16 protein-coding genes and 1 pseudogene are annotated in these 20,020 nt (G+C 70.8%); 7 read left to right on the top strand and 10 right to left on the bottom strand.

Features of this window, described 5'->3' with window-relative positions; all coding sequences use genetic code 11:
- Positions 1 to 6 precede the first annotated feature (6 nt).
- The 6 genes from ABZ848_RS32270 to ABZ848_RS32245 form a co-directional block, all read right to left on the bottom strand.
- Positions 7 to 879 (bottom strand): SAM-dependent methyltransferase, encoded by an 873-nt coding sequence (locus ABZ848_RS32270; RefSeq protein WP_360837625.1) that lies wholly within the window; start codon positions 877 to 879, stop codon positions 7 to 9.
- 1 nt (position 880) lies between these two features.
- Positions 881 to 1,678 (bottom strand): class I SAM-dependent methyltransferase, encoded by a 798-nt coding sequence (locus ABZ848_RS32265; RefSeq protein ID WP_360837623.1) that lies wholly within the window; start codon positions 1,676 to 1,678, stop codon positions 881 to 883.
- 84 nt (positions 1,679 to 1,762) lie between these two features.
- Positions 1,763 to 2,482 (bottom strand): hypothetical protein, encoded by a 720-nt coding sequence (locus ABZ848_RS32260; RefSeq protein WP_360837621.1) that lies wholly within the window; start codon positions 2,480 to 2,482, stop codon positions 1,763 to 1,765.
- Between the two features lie 4 nt (positions 2,483 to 2,486).
- Entirely contained in the window at positions 2,487 to 3,959 is a 1,473-nt protein-coding gene (locus tag ABZ848_RS32255; protein ID WP_360837619.1) for a radical SAM protein, read from the bottom strand.
- A 203-nt stretch (positions 3,960 to 4,162) separates the two neighbouring features.
- The gene (locus ABZ848_RS32250; protein WP_158690554.1) at positions 4,163 to 4,321 is read right to left on the bottom strand and encodes a hypothetical protein; all 159 of its coding nucleotides are present in this window, start codon (positions 4,319 to 4,321) and stop codon (positions 4,163 to 4,165) included.
- A gap of 245 nt (positions 4,322 to 4,566) precedes the next feature.
- Complete coding sequence (locus ABZ848_RS32245; RefSeq protein WP_360837617.1) at positions 4,567 to 5,922, bottom strand: radical SAM protein; 1,356 nt, start codon at positions 5,920 to 5,922, stop codon at positions 4,567 to 4,569.
- Between the two features lie 92 nt (positions 5,923 to 6,014).
- Here ABZ848_RS32245 and ABZ848_RS32240 point away from each other — a divergent pair, with 92 nt between their 5' ends.
- Both ABZ848_RS32240 and ABZ848_RS32235 read left to right on the top strand, forming a co-directional pair.
- Positions 6,015 to 6,422 (top strand): DUF6278 family protein, encoded by a 408-nt coding sequence (locus ABZ848_RS32240; protein ID WP_360837615.1) that lies wholly within the window; start codon positions 6,015 to 6,017, stop codon positions 6,420 to 6,422.
- A 136-nt stretch (positions 6,423 to 6,558) separates the two neighbouring features.
- Positions 6,559 to 7,247 (top strand): annotated as a pseudogene (locus ABZ848_RS32235) (amino acid ABC transporter ATP-binding protein).
- Positions 7,248 to 7,333: 86 nt separating this feature from the next.
- On the opposite strand, the gene ABZ848_RS32230 reads toward ABZ848_RS32235, so the two are convergent.
- Together ABZ848_RS32230 and ABZ848_RS32225 are read right to left on the bottom strand one after the other, a co-directional pair.
- Positions 7,334 to 8,899, bottom strand: coding sequence for a CocE/NonD family hydrolase (locus tag ABZ848_RS32230; protein ID WP_360837613.1), 1,566 nt, complete (start codon positions 8,897 to 8,899; stop codon positions 7,334 to 7,336).
- A 116-nt stretch (positions 8,900 to 9,015) separates the two neighbouring features.
- A complete protein-coding gene (locus tag ABZ848_RS32225) occupies positions 9,016 to 9,774 on the bottom strand; it encodes a hypothetical protein (protein WP_360837611.1) in 759 nt (252 codons plus the stop codon).
- Positions 9,775 to 9,918: 144 nt separating this feature from the next.
- Between ABZ848_RS32225 and ggt the strand changes: the two genes are divergently transcribed.
- Positions 9,919 to 11,718 carry a gamma-glutamyltransferase gene (gene ggt / locus ABZ848_RS32220; RefSeq protein WP_360837610.1) on the top strand — a complete coding sequence of 600 codons (1,800 nt, stop codon included), beginning with the start codon at positions 9,919 to 9,921 and terminating at the stop codon, positions 11,716 to 11,718.
- 11 nt (positions 11,719 to 11,729) lie between these two features.
- On the opposite strand, the gene ABZ848_RS32215 is transcribed toward ggt, so the two are convergent.
- Entirely contained in the window at positions 11,730 to 14,243 is a 2,514-nt protein-coding gene (locus ABZ848_RS32215; protein WP_360837609.1) for an ATP-dependent Clp protease ATP-binding subunit, read from the bottom strand.
- A gap of 426 nt (positions 14,244 to 14,669) precedes the next feature.
- Positions 14,670 to 15,437, bottom strand: a complete 768-nt coding sequence (gene map / locus ABZ848_RS32210) for a type I methionyl aminopeptidase (RefSeq protein ID WP_360837608.1) — start codon at positions 15,435 to 15,437, stop codon at positions 14,670 to 14,672.
- 57 nt (positions 15,438 to 15,494) lie between these two features.
- Between map and ABZ848_RS32205 the strand changes: the two genes are divergently transcribed.
- The 4 genes from ABZ848_RS32205 to ABZ848_RS32190 all read left to right on the top strand — a co-directional run bounded on the left by ABZ848_RS32205 (position 15,495) and on the right by ABZ848_RS32190 (position 20,020).
- On the top strand, positions 15,495 to 15,746 hold the full coding sequence (locus ABZ848_RS32205) for a helix-turn-helix transcriptional regulator (RefSeq protein WP_360837606.1): 252 nt from the start codon (positions 15,495 to 15,497) through the stop codon (positions 15,744 to 15,746).
- A gap of 131 nt (positions 15,747 to 15,877) precedes the next feature.
- Complete coding sequence (locus ABZ848_RS32200; protein WP_360837604.1) at positions 15,878 to 17,737, top strand: hypothetical protein; 1,860 nt, start codon at positions 15,878 to 15,880, stop codon at positions 17,735 to 17,737.
- Positions 17,738 to 17,894: 157 nt separating this feature from the next.
- The gene (locus ABZ848_RS32195) at positions 17,895 to 18,737 is read left to right on the top strand and encodes a nitrilase-related carbon-nitrogen hydrolase (protein WP_360837602.1); all 843 of its coding nucleotides are present in this window, start codon (positions 17,895 to 17,897) and stop codon (positions 18,735 to 18,737) included.
- On the top strand, positions 18,734 to 20,020 hold the full coding sequence (locus ABZ848_RS32190) for an aspartate aminotransferase family protein (RefSeq protein WP_360837601.1): 1,287 nt from the start codon (positions 18,734 to 18,736) through the stop codon (positions 20,018 to 20,020). Before ABZ848_RS32195 ends, ABZ848_RS32190 begins: the two co-directional genes overlap by 4 nt.

Here is a 20,020-nt window from a genome sequence, read left to right as displayed (position 1 = left end):
GGGACTTCAGGGCAGTTCGGGCTCCGGCGATCCGGAGTAGTAGTCCCGCATCAGGTCGTCCACCCACTCCGGCTGTACGACCTCCTCGCGCGGCCCGAACTGCCTCAGGTACGGCTTGATGTCGAGCACGGGCGTGCCGTCCACCGCGTCGAGGCCCAGGACGTGCACGTCGAGCCCGTCCACCTTCAGCAGCCGGCAGCGCGAGACGCCGATGCGGTTGGGCCGGTTCTTGCCGCGCTGGGCGAAGATCCCGGCCAGCGGCCACTCGGGGTTGTTGCGGGGATGCCGGGCGGCCGTCTGGATCTTCCCGGGCGGCACTCGGTGGAAGTGGAAGACGACCTCCAGGTGCGAGAAGGAGTCGAGCGAGAGCAGCGCCTCGGGGGTGAACCGGCCGCCGTCGAGGCGGATCACCGAGGCCACATCTCCCCAGTGGTCGTCGGTGAGTTCACGCCGCTCGTTGTGCACGTACGCCACCGGCACGAGGTCCGCGATCGCCTCCGGCGCCGGCTGTCCGGCGTCGGGTGACCACACTTCGTCCCGTACGAGGAGTTCGCCGGCGGTGGCGCGCTGCACCGTCAGATAGATCTCCTCCCGCCGCACACCGAGGAGTTCGGCGAGTCGCCCCTGCAACACCCGCAGCAGCGCCCCGACTTGATCGGTGCCGTAGCTCTCCTTGCAGATGACGAGACCGACCGGCGCCGGGTTCTCGGGGTCGCCGCGCCACTCGGGGCGGTGGTAGGTGCCTGGCCTGAGCTGCTGCCACCACACCCAGCACTGCCCGGCCGGCAGACCGAGCAACTCCGTCACCGCGTCGGCCAGTTGGGCCAGGGCGGTGGCGCCGGGGCTCTCGGCGGGGGAGTAGAGCCTGATCACCGGCATCTCAGCGCACCCCGCCCAGCGGCTTGACGCCGATCAGCATGCAGGTGCGCACGGGGATGAGGAACTCCTCGCCGTCCTGCCGGATGCCCAGTGCCGCACGCTGTGCCTCGGGTGCCTCGGCCAGCCGGCGGCGGATCGCCCGCTCGGCCTCGGCGCCGGAGGAGGCGATCTCGCACCAGCGCTTCACCGGCACCCCGGTGCGGCTCTCGGCCTGCCGGCCGCGGGCCACCGGGACGTTCAGTCCGGCGCCCTGCAGGAAGGCGATCCACTCCGTGAGGGTGTAGCTGCGCACATGGGTCGGGTCGTGCAGGACCTCCAGCTCGTGGTTGAGCGCGTCGGTCTCCGGGTCCTCGTGCCCCTCCAGGTCGATGACGGCGAGCCGGCCGCCGGGGCGCAGCAGCCGGGCCATCTCGCCGATCGCCTTGGGCATGTCCTGGAAGTGGTGGGGTGCGAGCCGGGAGACGACCAGGTCGAACGAGCCGTCGGGGAAGGGGAGTTCCTCGGCCGCGGCCTGCGCGGTCTCCACTGTCATGGACCGGTCGGCCGCGAGCCGGCGGAAAGACTCCAGCATGGACGGCGCGGGGTCCACACCGACGAGCCGGGACGGGTACTCGTCGGCGAAGGACAGCGCGAGATGACCCGCGCCGCAGGCGACGTCGCAGATCTCGGCACCGGTCTGCGGGCCCAGCGTCTCGTGCAGGGCCTCCATCGTCGGGCTCGACCGGTGCACCTCGCTGGTCGCGAAGTTGCCGGCGATCTTGTCGAAACGCCGACTGGAGAGCGTCTCGCTGGCGGACATGTGGTCCTCTTTCCTTCGGGCGACTGGGTCGGGCGGATTACCGATGGCGGGGGGTCGGACCAGTGCGACACTGCTGACGGTTCGTCACCATTCGGCCCCCACCAGCGAGGTGAGCGCCGTGAGCGGGTCTCGGGCCGGGCCGGTGCCGCACGGGTGGAGGGTGTGGCCGAGCCCTTCGAGCACATGGACCCGGACGGCGGGGGTGTGGGTGCCGATGACATGGCGGGCGGACCAGTCGGCGTACATGCCCGGGTCGAAGACGGCGGGCGGCAGCTTGTCGTCGGAGGCGTCGGCGAGGTAGCCGACCAGGTCGTGACCGCCGTACACGAGCTCGACGGCCGGGATCCGGGAGGTCATGAAGACGTCCTCCTCGACCACCGTGCCCACCAGGACCACCCGGTCGGCGCGCGGCGGCGCGCCGGACTCCAGGAGTCGCAACAACGCCTGGCCGCCGAGCGAGAAGCCGATCAGGGAGAGCGGGCCGGTCGCCAAGTGGCGGCTGGAATCGAGGAGTTGGCCGAGCCGCTCGCAGCGCACCCGCCGGTCCTCCTCGGTGGCGGGCGACTTGGGGTCGCGAGCGGGCATGTCGCAGTCCAGGACCTGTGCTCCGCCCACGACCAGACGCTCCGTCAGGTCCCGCAGGAGCCGGTCGTCTCGGCCCTCGCCGTCGAGGGCCGAGACGCTTCCGGGGCCCGCGAGCACCACGGTGGCGTTCGCGGGTGTCGCGGGGAAGGACCGCCTCGTGCGGTAGGCGGTCCCGCCCCGGTCCCTGTGCCACCGGAGGTGGCGGTGGACGGTGGTCACCGGCTCACCTCCGGCAGACGGCGTCGGCGAAACTGCCGACGCGCTGGTGGAAGTAGACGCTGATGATCTCCTCGTGCAGCGCCTCGCCGTCCAGCGTCGGTATCACGCTCTCCGGCTCGCCGGGCACCGGCTCGACCAGCCCGCGCTCCAGCAGCTCGGCGAAGACCGAGGCGAACGGCTCGTCCTGGAACAGCTCCACCCCGAAGCGGCGGCGGAAGCGCCCCGCGTCGATGGGCTGGTTGGCCTTGAAGTTGAAGCCCAGCACGAGGCCGATCGCCTCAAGGCCCGCGAGCCGGCGTCCGAAGGCCAGCGGCAGCCCGGGCCCCTCCTGCAACCGGCGTGCGTAGCCGCTGATGTCGGCGATGTTGTGGGTCTGGACCACCGTGTCGTCGTCGCGGGTGAGCCAGCCGTACGCCCCGGGGCCGTACGCGATCATCGAGTCGTGGCGCTGCCACTTGTTGCGGGAGACGCGCGGGATGTTGCCGTCCGGGTAGACGCCGGGCCGGTTCCACCAGCCGCAGGGGCTCGGGTGGTAGCCGGCGTCCAGCAGCAGTTCGACGATGGCCTCGCGCATCGCGTAGGTCTCGTCGAGGCCGGGGAAGCGGTGTTCCTCGCGCAGCCGGTCGCGGACGCTCTCCACGTTCCACAGGGCCCGGTTGCCGATGCCCATCTTCGCGCGGTCCGCGTTGCGCAGCCGGTAGATGGTGATGGTGGGGACGCCGTGGTCGATCAGACAGCGGATGTCGTCGGCGACCTTCGCGGGCGTCTGGTGGGGCAGCCCGAACATCATGTCGACGTTGAACGGCTTTCCGGTGGCCCGCAGTTTCTCGATGGCCCTGATCGACATGGCCGCGTCGTGGCCGCGCCCCGCGAACGCGTTGACCTCGCTCTGCAGGGACTGCACGCCGACGCTGAACCGGTTGAAGCCGATCGCGCAGGCCTCGGCGAGCTCGTCGCGCAGGAAGTTGTCGGGGTTGCCCTCGAGGGAGATCTCGCAGTCGCCGGTCAGCGAGTAACGCTCCCTCATGTGCCGTACCAGACGCTCCAGTTGCTCGCTGCCGAGTAACGAGGCGGTTCCGCCGCCGAGATAGACGGACTCGATCGAAGCGTCGGCCAGCCAGGGCTCGTGCGCGAGCCGGCGCCCCGACTCGTCGAGCAGCAGGTCGGTCCACAGCCGCGTCGCGCGCTCGCCCTCCGCGCCGCCCGGCACCTTGCGCTTGACGTAGTTGCAGAAGTGGCAGATGTACGCGCACAGCGGCACATGGAAGTAGAGATGCGCGGGCCGGCCCGCTCCCGGGTGCTCGCGCAGGGCGTCGCCGACCTCGGCGGGCGTGAGCCGCTCGCCGTAGTTGGCGGTCACGTTGATGTTGTAGTCGTCCTGGCCGATCCGCAGCGCGGGGTTCTCCCGGAGCAGCCGCGCGAGCCCTGTGCCGGGGCGCACGGCGGTGGTGCCGGCTGAAGCAACCGTCTTGCTCATCGCGACCTCGTCTCCTCACACCTGGTTCGGGCCCGGCCCTTCCCGGCCCTTCCCGGCCCGTCCCTCACGGGCCGGGAAGGCCGTGCGGCGCTCTGCTCGCCTCATCCGGGGGGCTCGTTGCAGACCGCGCACTCCTCGGACCCGTCCCTCTACGGGCCCTGGAGGTGTTGCTCCGCTCCGGTTCCTGTCGGCACGGGCGTTGGTCAGACCTCGACCTCGATGACCGTGGCCTCGGTGATGTTGGTGGCCTCCACGAGCGTCTCGGCGGGCGCGGTGGCGGAGGCGGCGCCGACGGCGCTCAGGGTCACGCCCTCCTGCCCCGGCTCCAGATGGATGCGGATGACCTTCTTCTCTTCCGGCATGACGTTGTTCCCTTCACTGAGGGGCGACGGCCTGCGCCGCCACCCGGGTGGGGGCCCGCCCACGTCGTCGGGAGCGGGGGCGATGGGGCCCGGCCGGTTCGCCGGGCGCGGGACGGCGCCTAAGCGCTCCGCTGGATGTGCGGCGATGTGTCGTCGTTCGTCTGCGGCGCCGTCGTGGCTGGTCGCGCAGTTCCCCGCGCCCCTTGGCGGCGCTGCCGTACCGCAGCCGACTTCACCAGGTCCGCTTAGCGCGGGGTGAGCGTCAGGTGTACGTCCCTCTGCTTGCGCTCCCGCCAGTAGCGGCCGGCGCGCAGCATGAACTCCTGGAGGTACTCGGTGGCGCCGCAGCCCCTCGGATCCCCGGTGAGGTTGCGGGCCAGCGGCGGGCACCGGAACTGGCACCAGATGTCCTCCCGCGCCACCGGGCAGCTCCCGCACACCGAGTGGTCCTCGAAGCGGAAGTCACGGAACTCGTCGAACCCGGACTCCCAGATCTCCGCGAACGGCCGCCGGGTGACGTTCCCGGCCTGATAGAGCTGTCCCGACATGCAGTTGCTGCACGGGTACACGTCCCCGCGGCTGTTGACGTAGACGACCGAACGCCCGCACTTCTCCTGGCCGACGGCCCGCTCCAGCCGCTGGCAGAACTGGATCGTGTCCACGCCGCGGATCTCGTCCGCGGCCCGCGGCGCAGGCTGCCCGGCGCTCTCCGCCGCCTCCGCGGCCAGGTCGCCCGGCGCGCTGGAATACCGCTCCATGCAGCGCCGGTAGACGTCGAACACCTCGTCCACGTCCTCGGGCCGCAGCAGCATGTCCGGGTGCAGCAGCGCCCGGCCCACCGGATGCGTCTCCAGCCACTGCGGCCGCGGATACCCGCGCTCGGCACACCAGTCGAAGATCTCCTCGGCGTCCCGGATGTTGCCCCGGTGCACCGAGATCGCCGTACGGAAGACATGCCCGTGCCGGCGCATCGCCTCGAAGGCGCGCTCCAGCTTCGGGAAGTCCATCCGGCCGCGCACCGTCCGCTCCGGGTCGGCCGTGTCGAAGCTGATGAAGAAGGACTGGCCCGGCGGGATCGCCGCGAGCCGCTCCTCGGTCACCAGCAGCCCGTTGGTGAAGATCTGCGTGCTGAACGGCTTGCCGCGGGCATGCCGGATGATCTCGACCGCGTCCCGGTGCGAGAAGATCTCACCACCCGTCAGGAACACCTGGAGCACGCCCAGTTCGGCGAAGTCGTCGAGCAACGACTTGATCGCCGGGGTGGACATCTCGTCCGGCCGCTTCAGCGCGGAGTCCGCGTAGCAGTGCTTGCAGCGCAGGTTGCACAGGTTCGTGGTCTCGACGAACGCGATCGCCGGCGCCGGCAGATGGAAGCGGTCCAGCGTCACCAGCGGATCGGTGACCGCGTACGTCATCAACTCCTCGGCGGACACCGGCAGTCCGGAGTTGTGGCGCTCGATCAGCTCCCGCGCCGAGGCGGCGAGGAACTCGACGTGCCCGTTCGGCAGCAGTGCGACGAGCCCGCCCTCGTTCACCTGGAAGGGGATCTTCTGCACGGGTCCCAGCCTCTCCGCGTCGAAGTCAACAGACGTTGAACTCATGACCCGATGAACTCTACGGAAGATGAATAACCTTGGCAAGGGCATGCGCGCGCCTGTGGTGCGAGGGCGGTGGTCGATGCGACGCTGAAGGTATGAACATCCCTTTCCTCGGCAGGCGTCGCGACAGCCCCCCGGTGCGTGACGCGGAGGGCATCGCCGAACTCCTCTCCGAGTGCGAGCTGCTGCGCTCCCAGGCCGGCCGCGACGGCGTCCAACTCGACGACTCCGCCGCCTCCTTGGAGGCGCTCGACCAACTGCTGCCGCGCTGGCGCGGCGACGAGGAGACGGCGCACTGGCTGGGCAACGACGCCGGTCTGTACCTCGGCACCGTGATCGTGCGCACCGTGCCGGGTGCCGTCTGGGAGATCTGGCCGGACGGTCAGCCCGTCGTGAAGCTCGCCTCGGGGCGCGAGTTCGACGTCGTGACCTCTGGCCACGAGTGGGCCGAGAGCGGGGTGCCCGAGCTCTCGCAGCTGTACGCCGAGGTCGCCGAGGCGTGATCGGTGGGGCTTGTGTGACTCATGGTTCGGCTTAAATACGGCTAATGCCCGAAAAGTGCGTGTCGTGTATTAACTCCAGTCTTGTCTGGATAGTTTGCGGCAACCACGACACAGCTGAGAGTGAGTAGGGCTGCGAATGGCCGTCGATCCGTTGATCGAGCTGCGTGACGTCAACAAGTACTACGGGGAGCTGCATGTCCTGCAGGACATCGACCTCACCGTCGGCAAGGGGGAGGTGGTCGTCGTCATCGGCCCGTCCGGGTCGGGCAAGTCCACCCTGTGCAGGACGATCAACCGGCTGGAGACCATCGCGTCCGGCTCGATCCTGCTCGACGGACAGCCGCTCCCGGAGGAGGGCAAGGCGCTCGCGCGGCTGGTCCGCGGCCGCAGGAAGGAGGAGGCCGACCGGCGCTCCCGCGACCTCCTGGACCGGGTCGGACTCGCCGACCAGGCGCCCAAGTTCCCCGCCCAGCTCTCCGGCGGCCGGCAGCTGGGGCTGCCCCCAGGCCCTTCAGGCACTGGGGGAGCGTGGCCATCGCCCGCGCCCTGGCCATGGAGCCCAAGGCCCTCCTGTTCGACGAGCCGACCTCCGCGCTCGACCCGGAGATGATCAACGAGGTGCTGGAGGTCATGCGCCAACTCGCCGAGGACGGCATGACGATGGTGGTCGTCACGCACGAGATGGGCTTCGCCCGCTCGGCCGCGGGCCGCGTCGTCTTCATGGCCGACGGCCGCATCGTCGAGGACCGGACCCCGGAGGAGTTCTTCACCGCACCGCGCAGCGAGCGTGCCAGGGACTTCCTGTCCAAGATCCTCAAACATTGAGCGGGGGGAGCGGGGTACCCCCTACGGCCCCGAGGCAGTAGGGGGCGACGGTCACAGAGCCGTACCCGCCCGGCGGCAGCCGGAGATCACTGCTCGCGCAGCGGAATCGACACGTACGACGGGTCGTCCGCCGGCGAGGAGAAGGTCAGCTGCGCGCCGGACGGGTTGTGCTCGATGTAGAGCGGGTCGACCGTGTCGACGACCAGGGCGAGTCGGTGCCCTGCCGGGACGTCGTAGGCCGTGGAGTACAGCTCCAGGTCGACGTCGAACGGCTTTCCGGGCGTACGCCCGTGGAAGGTGTACGGCGCGTTGCTGACCAGCTTGCCGAGGCCGAGCGGCCCCACGTCGTACAGGTAGGCGACGAGGGTGCCGCTCTCCTTGGTAGGAGTGAGCGTCGTGTGCAACTTGGCGGTGCCGCGCACCTGTTGGGCCGTGGCGTACTTCTCCGACTGCCACACGGCGGCCCAGCGGCGGGGGAGCAGGGGGATCGAGGCGACCGGGGGCAGCTGGGCCACCTGGTCGAGGATGCTGGACAGGAAGACGATCCCGCCGTCCGCCCCGGAGTCGACGTTGGCGTGGATCGTGGTCGTGCCGGCGAGGGCGAGCTTCTTTCGGGTCGCGCCCACCGACTTCCAGTCCGGGTAGCCCTCGTAGCCGCCGGTGGAACGGGACTTGAGCTGGACCGGCTCCTCGCGGTCGATGCCGTTGTCCTCGCCCTTGAGGTAGTGGTCGAACCAGCGCTCGGTGTCCGTCCACACGTCGTTGGGCAGCCCGAACAGGCCGGTCAGCTCGGCGGTCGCGTGGTCGCCGGGGCGGAACTCCAGTCTCTTCGGGCCGGTCAGCTTCTCGTAGAAGTCCGCGTACTGGTTGGGCGGGAAGATCGTGTCGCCCCACGCGTTGGCCATCATGACCGCGGCGCCGTTCTTGTTGATTTGATCCACGTATGTAGCGGCCGAACGTTTCTTCCCCCAATTGATCATGTCCTGTTCCTTGGACAGGTTGGAGGCGTAGAAGTCGTCGAAGATCTGCCGGAGTTCGGCGCTCTGCCGGCCGGTGACCAGGCTCGCGCCGTCCAGCAGCCCGGCCGCCTGGACGTGCTGGGTGCGGCCCGAGTAGATCGAGTCGATCAGGTCGGCCCAGCCGCTGAGCGAGGCGACCGCCTTGATGCGCTTGTCGTGTGCGGCCGCGAGCAGGCTGATGCCGGCGCCGTACGAGACGCCCGCCATGCCGATGTGCTGTGCGTCCGCGGGGGTGTTGGCGAGCGCCCAGTCGATGACCTTGGAGGCGTCGGCCATATCGGGAGGGCCCGCCACTTCTATCTCCCCGCCCGACTGCCAGAAGCCGCGGACGTTGTAACTGACCACGACATAGCCGGAGTCGGCGAGCTTCTGGGCCTGCGCGAGGTACTCGACCTGGGGCAGGCCCCAGCTCGTGGGCAGCACGAGCAGCGGGTAGTGCCGGGTGCCGTCGGCGCCCGCGGGCGTGATGACGTTCGCCTTGAGCACGGTGCCGCCGTCGCCGGAGATGTCGACGAAGCGGACGGCGTCGGCCGCCTGGGCGGTGGGGGCGAGCCCGAAGGCGCCACCGGCGATCAGGGTCGCGGACACGGCGCCCACGGCGGACGTACGCAGGGCCTTGCGATGAAGTCCCACGGGTCACTCCTCACTCGTGTAAGTGCAAAGTGACCAGACGGTAACCGCGACCTCTTACCGCAAGTAACCCGTCGGTAAGTTACGTGCGAGTAACGATTGTTGTCATGTGAATGAATTCAGGACGAGCGGTGGGAGTTACGGGGAGCCGCGGGCGTCGGGAGCGGGGCCTGTGCCGCCCGCGTCACGTCCGCGACGAGTTCGGCGACATCCGGGCCGTACGCCTGCGAGTTGACCACCTTCAGCAGCAGCACGAACCCGTTGTTTCCGTACTTGCGGGCGAGGCGCTCGTGGTTGCGGGCGAGGTAGCGGGTGGCGGCCTGGTTGGTGATCGCGGTCTGGCCGCAGAACAGGAACACCGGCCGGGACAGGCCGGGTTGCCCGGCCGTGAGGCGGGCCAGCAGCACGTGTTCGGAGACGCCCTTCTCCACGCGGTAGCGCTCACTGCCGATCTGGAACGCCAGCCAGTCCGCACCCGATTCCGGATCGTTGTTCACCCGGACCCCCGGCAGCATGGCGTTCATATGGGCGGCCATGCGCCGGTTCGAACTCGGCCCGCCCACACAGAACTCCGTGCGCTCGCCGAAGCCCTGCCGGGCCATGTCCTGTGTGATCACCTCGGCATGCGCCCCGCAGTCCTTGATGAGCGCGGAGAGCTCCAGCAGTGCGAACACGTCGTAGCGGTGCACCGCGAGATCGGGGCTGCTGGCGTCGCGGTTGACGACGAGCAGCGACTCGGAGTTGTCGGGCAGCCCGAAGAACGCCTGCTTGCGGCGGAGCTTCCGCTTCCACAGGTAGGTACGGGCCAGCCAGCCGAGGGTGGCGCTGAGGCCGGCCGCGACCACGCCCAGGACGATGTTGCGCACGTCGTCATTCATGGGCGCGCATGCTAGCGGGCCGAGATGGCTGGTACGTACCGGTGTTCGATCTGTGGCATTCGTATGACAGCTGCCCGGATTGGGTCTGTCGGGGCTCCGGTGATGTGGTTACGCTGCGCGGACGGTCCTGGACTGGAGGTACGGATGCGTCGCCCTGTCGCGCGGAAACTGTCGGTCCTGGCGGTATCGGCCGCCGTGGTTTCGGTGGGGGCGGCGGCGCCACCGTCCTCGGGGAGTACGGCCGCAGCGAAAGTGCCGGTCGCCGTCGGCTACGGCGGCGCGGTCGCCAGCGTAGACGCGGACGCCTCCGCCGCCGGTATCGAGGTGCTGCGGAAGGGCGGCAACGCGGTCGACGCCGCCGTCGCCACGGCGGCCGCCCTCGGCGTCACCGAGCCCTACTCCTCGGGTATCGGAGGCGGCGGCTACTTCGTCTACTACGACGCCAAGTCCCGTACGGTGCACACGATCGACGGCCGCGAGAGAGCGCCCCTGACCGCCGACTCCAACCTCTTCGTGGAGAACGGCAAGCCGCTCGCCTTCGCCGACGCCGTCAGCAGCGGCCTGAGCGTCGGCACCCCGGGCACGCCCGCCACCTGGCAGACGGCGCTCGACAAATGGGGGAGCAGGGGACTCGGTTCGGTGCTGAGGCCGGCCGAGCGGATCGCCCGCGACGGCTTCACCGTCGACGACACCTTCCGCACGCAGACCGCGTCCAACGAGACGCGCTTCCGGTACTTCCCGGACACGGCGAAGCTGTTCCTGCCGGGCGGGCAGCTGCCCGTGGTCGGCTCGACGTTCAAGAACCCCGATCTCGCCCGCACCTACGAGGAGTTGGGCAAGAAGGGCGTCGGCGCGATCTACCACGGCGACCTCGGCGACGACATCGTGAACACGGTGAACAATCCGCCGGTGGACGCGAGTTCGGGCTGGAACGCGCGGCCGGGCAAGCTGTCCGACGCGGACCTGGCCGCGTACGGGGCGAAGCTCCAGGCGCCCACCGAGACGGGGTACCGCGGCCTGAAGGTGTACTCGATCGCGCCCTCGTCCTCGGGCGGCACGACCGTCGGCGAGGCGCTCAACATCCTTGAGAACACGGACCTTTCCAAGGCCGGCGAGGTCCAGTACCTGCACCACTACATCGAGGCCAGCCGGATCGCGTTCGCGGACCGGGGGCGCTGGGTCGGGGACCCCGCCTTCGAGGACGTACCGACGAAGGAACTGCTGTCGCAGAAGTACGCCGACTCGCGGGCCTGCCTGATCAAGGACGACGCGGTGCTGACCAGTCCCGTGGCGCCGGGCGATCCGCGCAATCCGGCGGCGTGCGCGTCGGGCGGTACGGCGGCTCCCACGACGTACGAGGGCGAGAACACGACCCATCTGACGGTCGCCGACAAGTGGGGCAATGTCGTGTCCTACACGCTGACCATCGAGCAGACCGGCGGCAGCGCGATCACCGTGCCCGGACGCGGGTTCCTGCTCAACAACGAGCTGACGGACTTCTCGTTCACGCCGGCGAACCCCGCCGTGCACGACCCGAACCTGCCGGGTCCCGGGAAGCGGCCGCGGTCGTCGATCTCGCCGACGATCGTCCTCGACCAGCACAACAAGCCGGTGGTGGCCGTCGGTTCGCCGGGCGGGGCGACCATCATCACGACCGTGCTGCAGGTGCTGACCGAGTTCCTCGACCGTCATCTGCCGTTGGTCGACGCGATCGCCGCGCCGCGCGCCAGCCAGCGCAACGCGGCGAAGACGGAGCTCGAACCCGGCCTGTACAACAGCGACTTGAGGTCCCAGCTGGAGGCCATCGGGCACTCGTTCTCGCTGAATCCCGAGATCGGGGCGGCGACGGGCGTGCAGCGGCTGCCGGACGGGAAGTGGCTGGCCGCGGCGGAGACGGTGCGGCGAGGCGGGGGTTCGGCGATGGTCGTGAACCCCACGCCGTGAAGTCGTGAACCCTACTTCCTGAAAACGAGGCGCCCCTCCTCCACATCCACCGTCACCGTGCCGCCCTCCGCGATCGTGCCGTCCAGCAGTTGCCGGGACAGTTGGTTGTCCACCTCCCGCTGGATGGTGCGGCGCAGGGGGCGGGCGCCGTACTCCGGTTGGAAGCCTCGCTCGGCCAGCCAGTCCACCGCCGCGTCCGTGAAGTCGACCGTGATGCCCTGGGCGTGCAGCAGCCGCCGCGTCTTCTCCAGCAACAGGTCGGTGATCTGCCGTAGTTGATCCGTCGTCAGCTGGCGGAAGACCACGATCTCGTCGATGCGGTTCAGGAACTCCGGTCGGAAGTGGTCCCGCAGCGGCCGGAGGATCTGCTCGCGGCGGGCCTCCTCGTCCGCGTCCGTGCCGCCCGCGCCGAAGCCGATGCCCGCGCCCCGGCGGCTGATCGCCTCGGAGCCGAGGTTGCTGGTCATGACGATCACCGTGTTGGTGAAGTCGACCGTGCGGCCCTGGGAGTCGGTCAGCCGGCCGTCGTCCAGGACCTGGAGCAGGATGTTGAAGACGTCCGGGTGCGCCTTCTCGACCTCGTCCAGGAGGAGCAGCGAGTACGGGTGCCGGCGCACGACCTCGGTGAGCTGGCCCGCCTCCTCGTGGCCGACGTATCCGGGCGGGGCGCCGACCAGGCGGCTGACGGTGTGCCGTTCCTGGTACTCGCTCATGTCCAGGCGGACCATGCGCTCCTCGCTGCCGAACAGGGCCTCGGCGAGCGCGCGGGCCAGCTCGGTCTTGCCGACGCCGGTCGGGCCGAGGAACAGGAAGCTGCCGATCGGCCGGTCGGGGCTGGCGAGCCCGGCGCGGGAGCGCAGGACCGCCTCGGCGACCACGCTCACGGCCTCGTCCTGGCCCACGACCCGCTCGTGGAGGTGCTCCTCCAGGCCGAGCAGCTTCTCCTTCTCCTCCTGGGTGAGGCTGGCGACCGGGATGCCGGTCTGCCGCGAGACCACCTCGGCGATCGCCTCGGCGGTGACCGCGAGATCCTGGCCCTCGTCGGCCTTGTCCTCCCCGCCGGCCTCGGCGATCCGCTGCTTCAACTCGGTGATCTGATCCCGTAGTTGGGTGGCCCTCTCGTACTGCTCGTCCGCGACCGCCTGGTCCTTGTCGCAGGTCAGCTGTCCGATCTCGCGCTCCATGGCCCGTACGTCCGTGCCCTTGGTCCGCGCCCGCAGCCGTACCCGGGCCCCGGCCTGGTCGATGAGGTCGATGGCCTTGTCGGGCAGGCGGCGGTCGGTGAGATAGCGGTCGGACAGCTCGACGGCGGCAACCAGCGCCTCGTCGGTGTAACGGACCTGGTGGTGGGCCTCGTAACGGTCGCGCAGGCCGCGCAGGATCTCGATGGTGTCCGCGACGGACGGCTCGGGGACGAGGATCGGCTGGAAGCGGCGGGCGAGTGCCGCGTCCTTCTCGATCCGGCGGAACTCCTCCAGCGTGGTGGCACCGACGATGTGCAGCTCGCCGCGGGCCAGCGCCGGCTTGAGGATGTTCCCGGCGTCCATCGCACCGCCCTCGCCGCCTCCGCCCGCGCCGACGACGGTGTGCAGCTCGTCGATGAAGACGATGAGCTGGTCGGAGTGGGCGCGGATCTCGCCGACGATGTTGTTGAGCCGCTCCTCGAAGTCGCCGCGGTAGCGGGTGCCCGCGACCACGCCGGTCAGGTCGAGGGCGACCACGCGCCGCCCGGTCAGCACGTCGGGCACGTCCCCGTCGGCGATCCGCTGGGCCAGCCCCTCCACGATGGCGGTCTTGCCGACGCCCGCGTCCCCGATCAGCACCGGGTTGTTCTTGCCGCGGCGGGAGAGCACCTCGATGGTCTGCTCGATCTCGTCGTCCCGCCCGATCACCGGGTCGATACGGCCCTCCCGGGCCAGGTCGGTGAGATCACGGCCGTACTTGTCGAGGGTGGGCGTGCCCGTGGCGCGCGCCTGCTCGGTGCGGCCGCCCGGCGCGGTGTCCGGGGCCTCGGGCGGGCCGGTGGGCGCGAAGCGGGCCGAGTTCAGGATGTGCCCGGCGGCCGAGTCGGGGTTCGCGGCCAGGGCGCTGAGCACATGCTCGGGGCCGATGTAGCCCGCGCCGCTCGCCCGCGCCAGGTCGTGCGCGTCCAGCAGGGCGCGCTTGACGGCCGGGGTGAGCGAGAGCGAGGTGGGCGGTGGCGCCTCCTCGGGCGTGTGCTGGACCGGGCCGGACCGCTCGTCGATCTCCGACGCCAGGGAGTCCGGGTCGGCGCCGGCGCGGCTGAGCAGACTCCGGGTCGGCTCGCTGGTCAGGGCGGCGCGCAGCAGGTGCTGGGTGTCGAGGTCGCGACTGCCGTGCTCGGCGGCGTACTGGGCGGCGCCGCGCACGAGTTCCCGGGCCGGCTGGCTGAGCAGCCGTCCGATGTCTATCTGCCGCGGGCCGGGGCGTGGTCCGCCGAAGAATCGGGCGAGGAATTCACCGAAGGGGTCGTAGCCCTCGGGTCCGCTGAAGCCGCTGGTCATGGCTGTCCCATCCGGCGTCCCTGCGCGGGCCGGGGACGCCCTCGCTGATCGACATGCCGGAGTCGGGTAACCCGTGCGCGAGCGGATCACACCTTGGGCGCGCGTTCGTAGAACACCTTCGCACGAACCCCGGTGGGCAGCACCTCCAGCGGACGGACCCGGGCCGTCAGAGGGACTCGATGAGTACGAGCTCCTCCAGCACCTTGCGTACCCGCACGCCCCAGTCGGCGTGACCGACCTCGTGGGGAGCGGCGCGCCGGACATGGACCAGGGCGCCCACGGCGTTGGTCTGGAAGGTGACTTCCAGCTGGTCCGGACACCCCTGTCTTCCGGATCCCGGATCCCGAACAGCCGCTTGAACCCCACGTGCGCCCCCCGAGCCCCCGATGATCGGGCAGGCAGGCCGACAGCGCACCGTGGCCTCGCTCAGCGTGCCGTCAGGATCCTCGGCCCGCTCTCCGTGATCGCCACCGTGTGCTCCACATGCGCCGCCCGCGAACCGTCGTCCGTCCGGAGCGTCCAGCCGTCCGCCGCCGCGTGATAGCCGTCCCGCCCGCTCGCCATCAGCATCGGCTCGATCGCCAGGGCCATGCCGTGCCGCAGCGGGTAACCCCGGCCGGGCCGGCCCTCGTTCGGGACGCCCGGGTCCTCGTGCATACGGCGCCCGATGCCATGTCCGCCGAAGCCCTCCGGGATGCCGTAGCCCGCGTCCCGGCACACCGTGCCGATCGCGTGCGCGATGTCGCCGACGCGGTTGCCGACGACCGCCGCGTCGACGGCGGCCGCGAGGGCCCGCTCGGCGGTCTCGATGAGCCGTACGTCCGCCGGGCGCGGCTCGCCGACCGTGAAGCTGATCGCCGAGTCGCCCGCCCAGCCGCCCAGTTCGGCGCCGCAGTCGATGGAGACCAGGTCGCCGTCGCGCAGCCGGTAGCGGGTCGGGATGCCGTGCACGATCGCGTCGTTCACCGAGGCACAGATGACGGCCGGGAAGGGCGTGGGCGCGAAGGAGGGACGGTAGCCGAGGAAGGGCGAGCCGGCTCCCGCCCCGCGCAGCACCTCGCGTGCCACCTCGTCCAGCTCCAGCAGAGAAACGCCCACGTCAGCGGCCTTCTGCACGGCCGTGAGCGCACGCCCGACCACCTGGCCCGCCTCGTACATGGCGTCGATCGATGTGTCCGTCTTCAGTTCCACCATGCCAATTAATATACCGGGTTGTTAGACCGGATTGAAATCCGGGATTAGAATGGCGGCATGGTGCGCACCCCTCTCACCCCGGAAGAACGCGAACGCGGCGAGCAGCTCGGCCGGCTGCTGCGCGAGGCCCGCGGCGGACGGAGCATGACGGACGTGGCGGCCGCGGCGGGCATCTCCGCGGAGACGCTGCGCAAGATCGAGACCGGTCGGGCCCCGACGCCGGCCTTCTTCACGGTGGCCGCGCTGGCCCGGACGCTGGGTCTGTCGATGGACGACCTGGTGGAGCGCTGCGCGCCACTGCTCGCGTGATCGGCCGCACATCGGTCAAGATCGCGCAATGACGTGTCTGCACGCCCGTCGAAAACTCCCCGTAGCAACCCCGTAACACGACTGGTGTTGCCTACGGAAGCGGAGTGCTCCGGTCTGGCGGGAGTTGGGCGATGGCTGTGGATCAACTCCCGGGTCGGGTGCGGGAGTTCGCGAACTACCTGAATGGCCTGCTGGCGCGCCTGGACCAGGGCGGCGGCTGGTGCGCGGTGTTCTGGCAGCGCGATCCGGACGGCATGCGGGCCTGTCTCGAAGGGCGTGAAGTGCCGCCCTGGGACGTGGTGGAGGCGCTGCTGCAGGACCTCACCGCGGAATACGGTCCGGCCTTCGTCGCCGAGGAACTGACCCGGGTCCGCCCCATGCACACGGCAGCGCTCACCGCGTACGACGCCCGCCCCGGCGCCCGGGACGCCCTCGGCGACCGTCTCGACGTCATGCTCCGCGAACAGCGCTACGCCGCCGAACGCCAGGCGGAACTGGCCCGCATGCTCGCCTCCGCGACCACACAGCAGCAGGCCGACACCATCCGCCTCGACCTGGCCTGGGCCCACGACGACCACGAACGCGCCACCGCCCGCTGCGCCGAACTCCGCGGCCGGATAGCCGAGTTGGACCGCAGGCCGACCGGCGAACAGATGACGACGACACGACGGGGCCGGCTCAGCGGGGGAGCGGTCTACCGGATCGACCGGGAGTACGAGGAGATCGAGGCGCCGACCGCCGAAGGGGGAGCGTTCCGGAGGGGCGGACCCGACACCGGCTTCCCCCAGCGGCACGGCCCCGACGACCCGGCGGCCGCCAGCGGGGCGCGAGGTGAGTACGAGACAGGGGGCCGGCAATCGCGGGCGCCGATCGATTCGTACGGCCAAGGCGCGGCGAACGTGCGGCGCGGGCCGGAGAACTCGCGCGCACGGGGCGGACAGGAGCCCTCGGCCGCGTGGCGCGGCCCCTTCGAGACGGCGGCTCCGGGCGAGCCCCAGCCCGTCGCCCCGGAGTTCCAGGGCGCCCCGCACTCCACGGCGTCCGGCCGCACGCTCCACCCCTCCGCCCCGGCACCGCGGTACCCGGCCCCCGCTCATCCGGTGTCGGAACGGCCCGCGCCGCAGTACGGCGCCGCGGTCTCGACGGCCTCCGAGCACCCCGCACCGCGCCAAACCACCGCGGCTCCGTCGGCCCCGCAGCACACCACCGCCGCTGAGTCCGCCCCTGTGCAACCCGACCCCGCCCCCGAACCCCCCGCCCCCAAGAAGCGCAAGCGCCGGGGCAGTGCCCGTTTCGCCGGGATGGCCGAGGAGGACGCCGCGCCCGTCGTCGTACCCCCGACTGCCCTGGCAGTCCTCCCCGCGTCCACCGCCGACGGCGGCCGTACCCCTCGCGGAGCCCGGTTCGCCGGCGCCGCGGAGGCGCCCGAGCGGGCGGAGCCGGTGGTCGAGGCTCTGGACGCGGAGGGGGCCCGTGAGGTCGCCGGGGCCGTCGAGCGGCTCGTGCGGCTGCGTGCCGAGGGCCGAAGCGGCGAGGCGCACGCCCTGCTCGTCGAGGCCGCCTACTGGCCCGCCGTGCGGTTCCCGCTGCTCGCCGTCGAGCTGCAGCGGGCCGGGCTCGGCGCCGACTGGGCGACGCTGCTGTGGGAGGCCGCCTCGCTGCCCGCCGACCGGCTCGTCGCGGCCGCGGACGCGCTGGTCGCGGCCGGGCGCGACTCCGACGGCGAGCAGATCCTGCGGCAGGGCGTCGCCCGCCCCGCCGGCGAGATAGGCCGGGCCGTGCTGGGGCTCGCCGCCGAGGGGCGCCGGCGTGAGGTGCGCGCGCTGCTCGACGCGTACGTCAGGGTCCGCACCCCCGAGGAGGCCGCCCGCAGCGCCGAGCCGGACCCGTCGGCCCTCGTACCGCTGCTGCTCGAAGCCGCGCGAGGAGTGTCGGACGAGCGACACTGGGACCTGGTGCACGCCCTCCGGGTCGCCGGTTTCGCCGCCTGACACAGTCCCCGCTCACCCACAGGAGTGCGAAACGAGATCGACTCCGCGGGTTAACGGCGATGGTCTTGGCAAGGCTCTCCCGGAGGCTTACGTTCATCCCTCTACGGCCGTCGTCTACGGGCGTAGAGGCTCTGACGTCCCGCCGAAGGAGCAGCTCATGGCCAACGTCGTACGTGCCGCTCTGGTCCAGGCCACCTGGACCGGCGACACCGAGTCCATGGTGGCGAAACACGTGGAGCACGCCCGCGAGGCGGCCCGCCAGGGTGCGAAGATCATCGGGTTCCAGGAAGTGTTCAACGCGCCCTACTTCTGTCAGGTCCAGGAACCCGAGCACTACGGCTGGGCCGAACCGGTGCCCGACGGGCCGACCGTCGTTCGTATGCAGGAACTCGCGCGCGAGACCGGCATGGTGATCGTCGTCCCGGTCTTCGAGGTCGAGCAGTCCGGCTTCTACTACAACACCGCCGCCGTGATCGACGCCGACGGCACCTACCTCGGCAAGTACCGCAAGCACCACATCCCGCAGGTCAAGGGCTTCTGGGAGAAGTACTACTTCAAGCCCGGCAACGTCGGCTGGCCCGTCTTCGACACCGCCGTCGGCAAGGTCGGCGTCTACATCTGCTACGACCGCCACTTCCCCGAGGGCTGGCGGCAACTCGGCCTCAACGGCGCCCAGTTGGTCTACAACCCGTCGGCCACCTCACGCGGCCTGTCCGCCTACCTGTGGCAGCTGGAGCAGCCCGCCGCGGCCGTCGCCAACGAGTACTTCATCGCCGCCATCAACCGCGTCGGCCAGGAGGAGTACGGCGACAACGACTTCTACGGGACGAGCTACTTCGTCGACCCGCGCGGTCAGTTCGTCGGCGAGACGGCGAGCGACAAGAGCGAGGAACTCGTCGTCCGCGACCTCGACTTCGACCTGATCGAGGAAGTGCGCCAGCAGTGGGCGTTCTACCGAGACCGACGACCCGACGCCTACGAGGGGCTGGTGCAGCCGTGAGCGACCTGTACGCACGTCATCGGTCCGTCCTGCCGGACTGGCTGGCGCTCTACTACGAGGACCCCCTCGAGATCACGCACGGCGAGGGCCGGTACGTCTGGGACTCGGACGGCAACAAGTACCTCGACTTCTTCGGCGGCATCCTGACGACGATGACCGCGCACGCCCTGCCCGAGGTCACCAAGGCGGTGAGCGAGCAGGCCGGACGGATCCTCCACTCGTCCACCCTCTACCTCAACCGCCCGATGGTCGAACTCGCCGAGCGCATCGCCCAGTTGAGCGGCATCCCGGACGCCCGCGTCTTCTTCACCACCTCCGGCACCGAGGCCAACGACACGGCTCTCCTGCTCGCCACCACCTACCGCCGCAGCAACACGATCCTGGCGATGCGCAACAGCTACCACGGCCGCTCCTTCAGCGCGGTCGGCATCACCGGCAACCGCGGCTGGTCCCCGACCTCCCTGTCCCCGCTCCAGACCCTGTACGTCCACGGCGGCGTCCGCACCCGCGGCCCCTACGCCGACCTCAGCGACGACGCCTTCATCGAGGCCTGCGTCGACGACCTCACGGACCTCCTCGGCCACACCCGCCCGCCCGCGGCCCTGATCGCCGAGCCCATCCAGGGCGTCGGCGGCTTCACCTCCCCGCCCGACGGTCTGTACGCCGCCTTCCGCGAGGTCCTCGCCGAGCGCGGCATCCTGTGGATCGCCGACGAGGTGCAGACCGGCTGGGGCCGCACCGGCGACAACTTCTGGGGCTGGCAGGCACACGGCCAGAGCGGCCCGCCGGACATCCTCACCTTCGCCAAGGGCATCGGCAACGGCAGCTCGATCGGCGGGGTCGTCGCCCGCGCCGAGATCATGAACTGCCTCGACTCCAACAGTATTTCGACCTTCGGCGGCACCCAGATCACCATGGCCGCCGGCCTCGCCAACCTCAACTACCTGCTGGAACACGACCTCCAGGGCAACGCCCGGCGCGTCGGCGGACTGCTCGTCGAGCGGCTGCGGGCCGTCGCCGCGCAGGTTCCGCACGTACGGGAGGTGCGCGGCCGGGGTCTGATGCTCGGCGTCGAGCTGGTCAAGCCCGGCACCGACGAGGCCGACCCGCAGGCCGCGTCCGCCGTCCTGGAGGCGACCCGCGCCGAGGGGCTGCTCATCGGCAAGGGCGGCGGCCACAACACCAGCGCCCTGCGGATCGCGCCGCCGCTGTCCCTCACGGTCGCCGAGGCCGAGGAGGGCGCCGCGATCCTCGAACGCGCTCTGAGGAGCCTGTCGCAGTAG

This window comes from Streptomyces sp. NPDC047081, from assembly GCF_040643775.1.
GTDB lineage: Bacteria > Actinomycetota > Actinomycetes > Streptomycetales > Streptomycetaceae > Streptomyces.
The sequence above is the reverse complement of the archived record's forward strand: the minus strand, read 5'-3'. Positions and strand labels throughout refer to the sequence as shown.

What these genes read in the sequence shown, in the direction of transcription:
- ABZ848_RS32270 (WP_360837625.1), bottom strand. Translation starts at nt 879, where the DNA reads ATGCCGGTGATCAGGCTCTACTCCCCCGCCGAGAGCCCCGGCGCCACC.
- ABZ848_RS32265 (WP_360837623.1), bottom strand. Translation starts at nt 1,678, where the DNA reads ATGTCCGCCAGCGAGACGCTCTCCAGTCGGCGTTTCGACAAGATCGCC.
- ABZ848_RS32255 (WP_360837619.1), bottom strand. Translation starts at nt 3,959, where the DNA reads ATGAGCAAGACGGTTGCTTCAGCCGGCACCACCGCCGTGCGCCCCGGC.
- ABZ848_RS32250 (WP_158690554.1), bottom strand. Translation starts at nt 4,321, where the DNA reads ATGCCGGAAGAGAAGAAGGTCATCCGCATCCATCTGGAGCCGGGGCAG.
- ABZ848_RS32245 (WP_360837617.1), bottom strand. Translation starts at nt 5,922, where the DNA reads ATGAGTTCAACGTCTGTTGACTTCGACGCGGAGAGGCTGGGACCCGTG.
- ABZ848_RS32240 (WP_360837615.1), top strand. Translation starts at nt 6,015, where the DNA reads ATGAACATCCCTTTCCTCGGCAGGCGTCGCGACAGCCCCCCGGTGCGT.
- ABZ848_RS32225 (WP_360837611.1), bottom strand. Translation starts at nt 9,774, where the DNA reads ATGAATGACGACGTGCGCAACATCGTCCTGGGCGTGGTCGCGGCCGGC.
- ggt (WP_360837610.1), top strand. Translation starts at nt 9,919, where the DNA reads ATGCGTCGCCCTGTCGCGCGGAAACTGTCGGTCCTGGCGGTATCGGCC.
- ABZ848_RS32215 (WP_360837609.1), bottom strand. Translation starts at nt 14,243, where the DNA reads ATGACCAGCGGCTTCAGCGGACCCGAGGGCTACGACCCCTTCGGTGAA.
- map (WP_360837608.1), bottom strand. Translation starts at nt 15,437, where the DNA reads ATGGTGGAACTGAAGACGGACACATCGATCGACGCCATGTACGAGGCG.
- ABZ848_RS32205 (WP_360837606.1), top strand. Translation starts at nt 15,495, where the DNA reads ATGGTGCGCACCCCTCTCACCCCGGAAGAACGCGAACGCGGCGAGCAG.
- ABZ848_RS32200 (WP_360837604.1), top strand. Translation starts at nt 15,878, where the DNA reads ATGGCTGTGGATCAACTCCCGGGTCGGGTGCGGGAGTTCGCGAACTAC.
- ABZ848_RS32195 (WP_360837602.1), top strand. Translation starts at nt 17,895, where the DNA reads ATGGCCAACGTCGTACGTGCCGCTCTGGTCCAGGCCACCTGGACCGGC.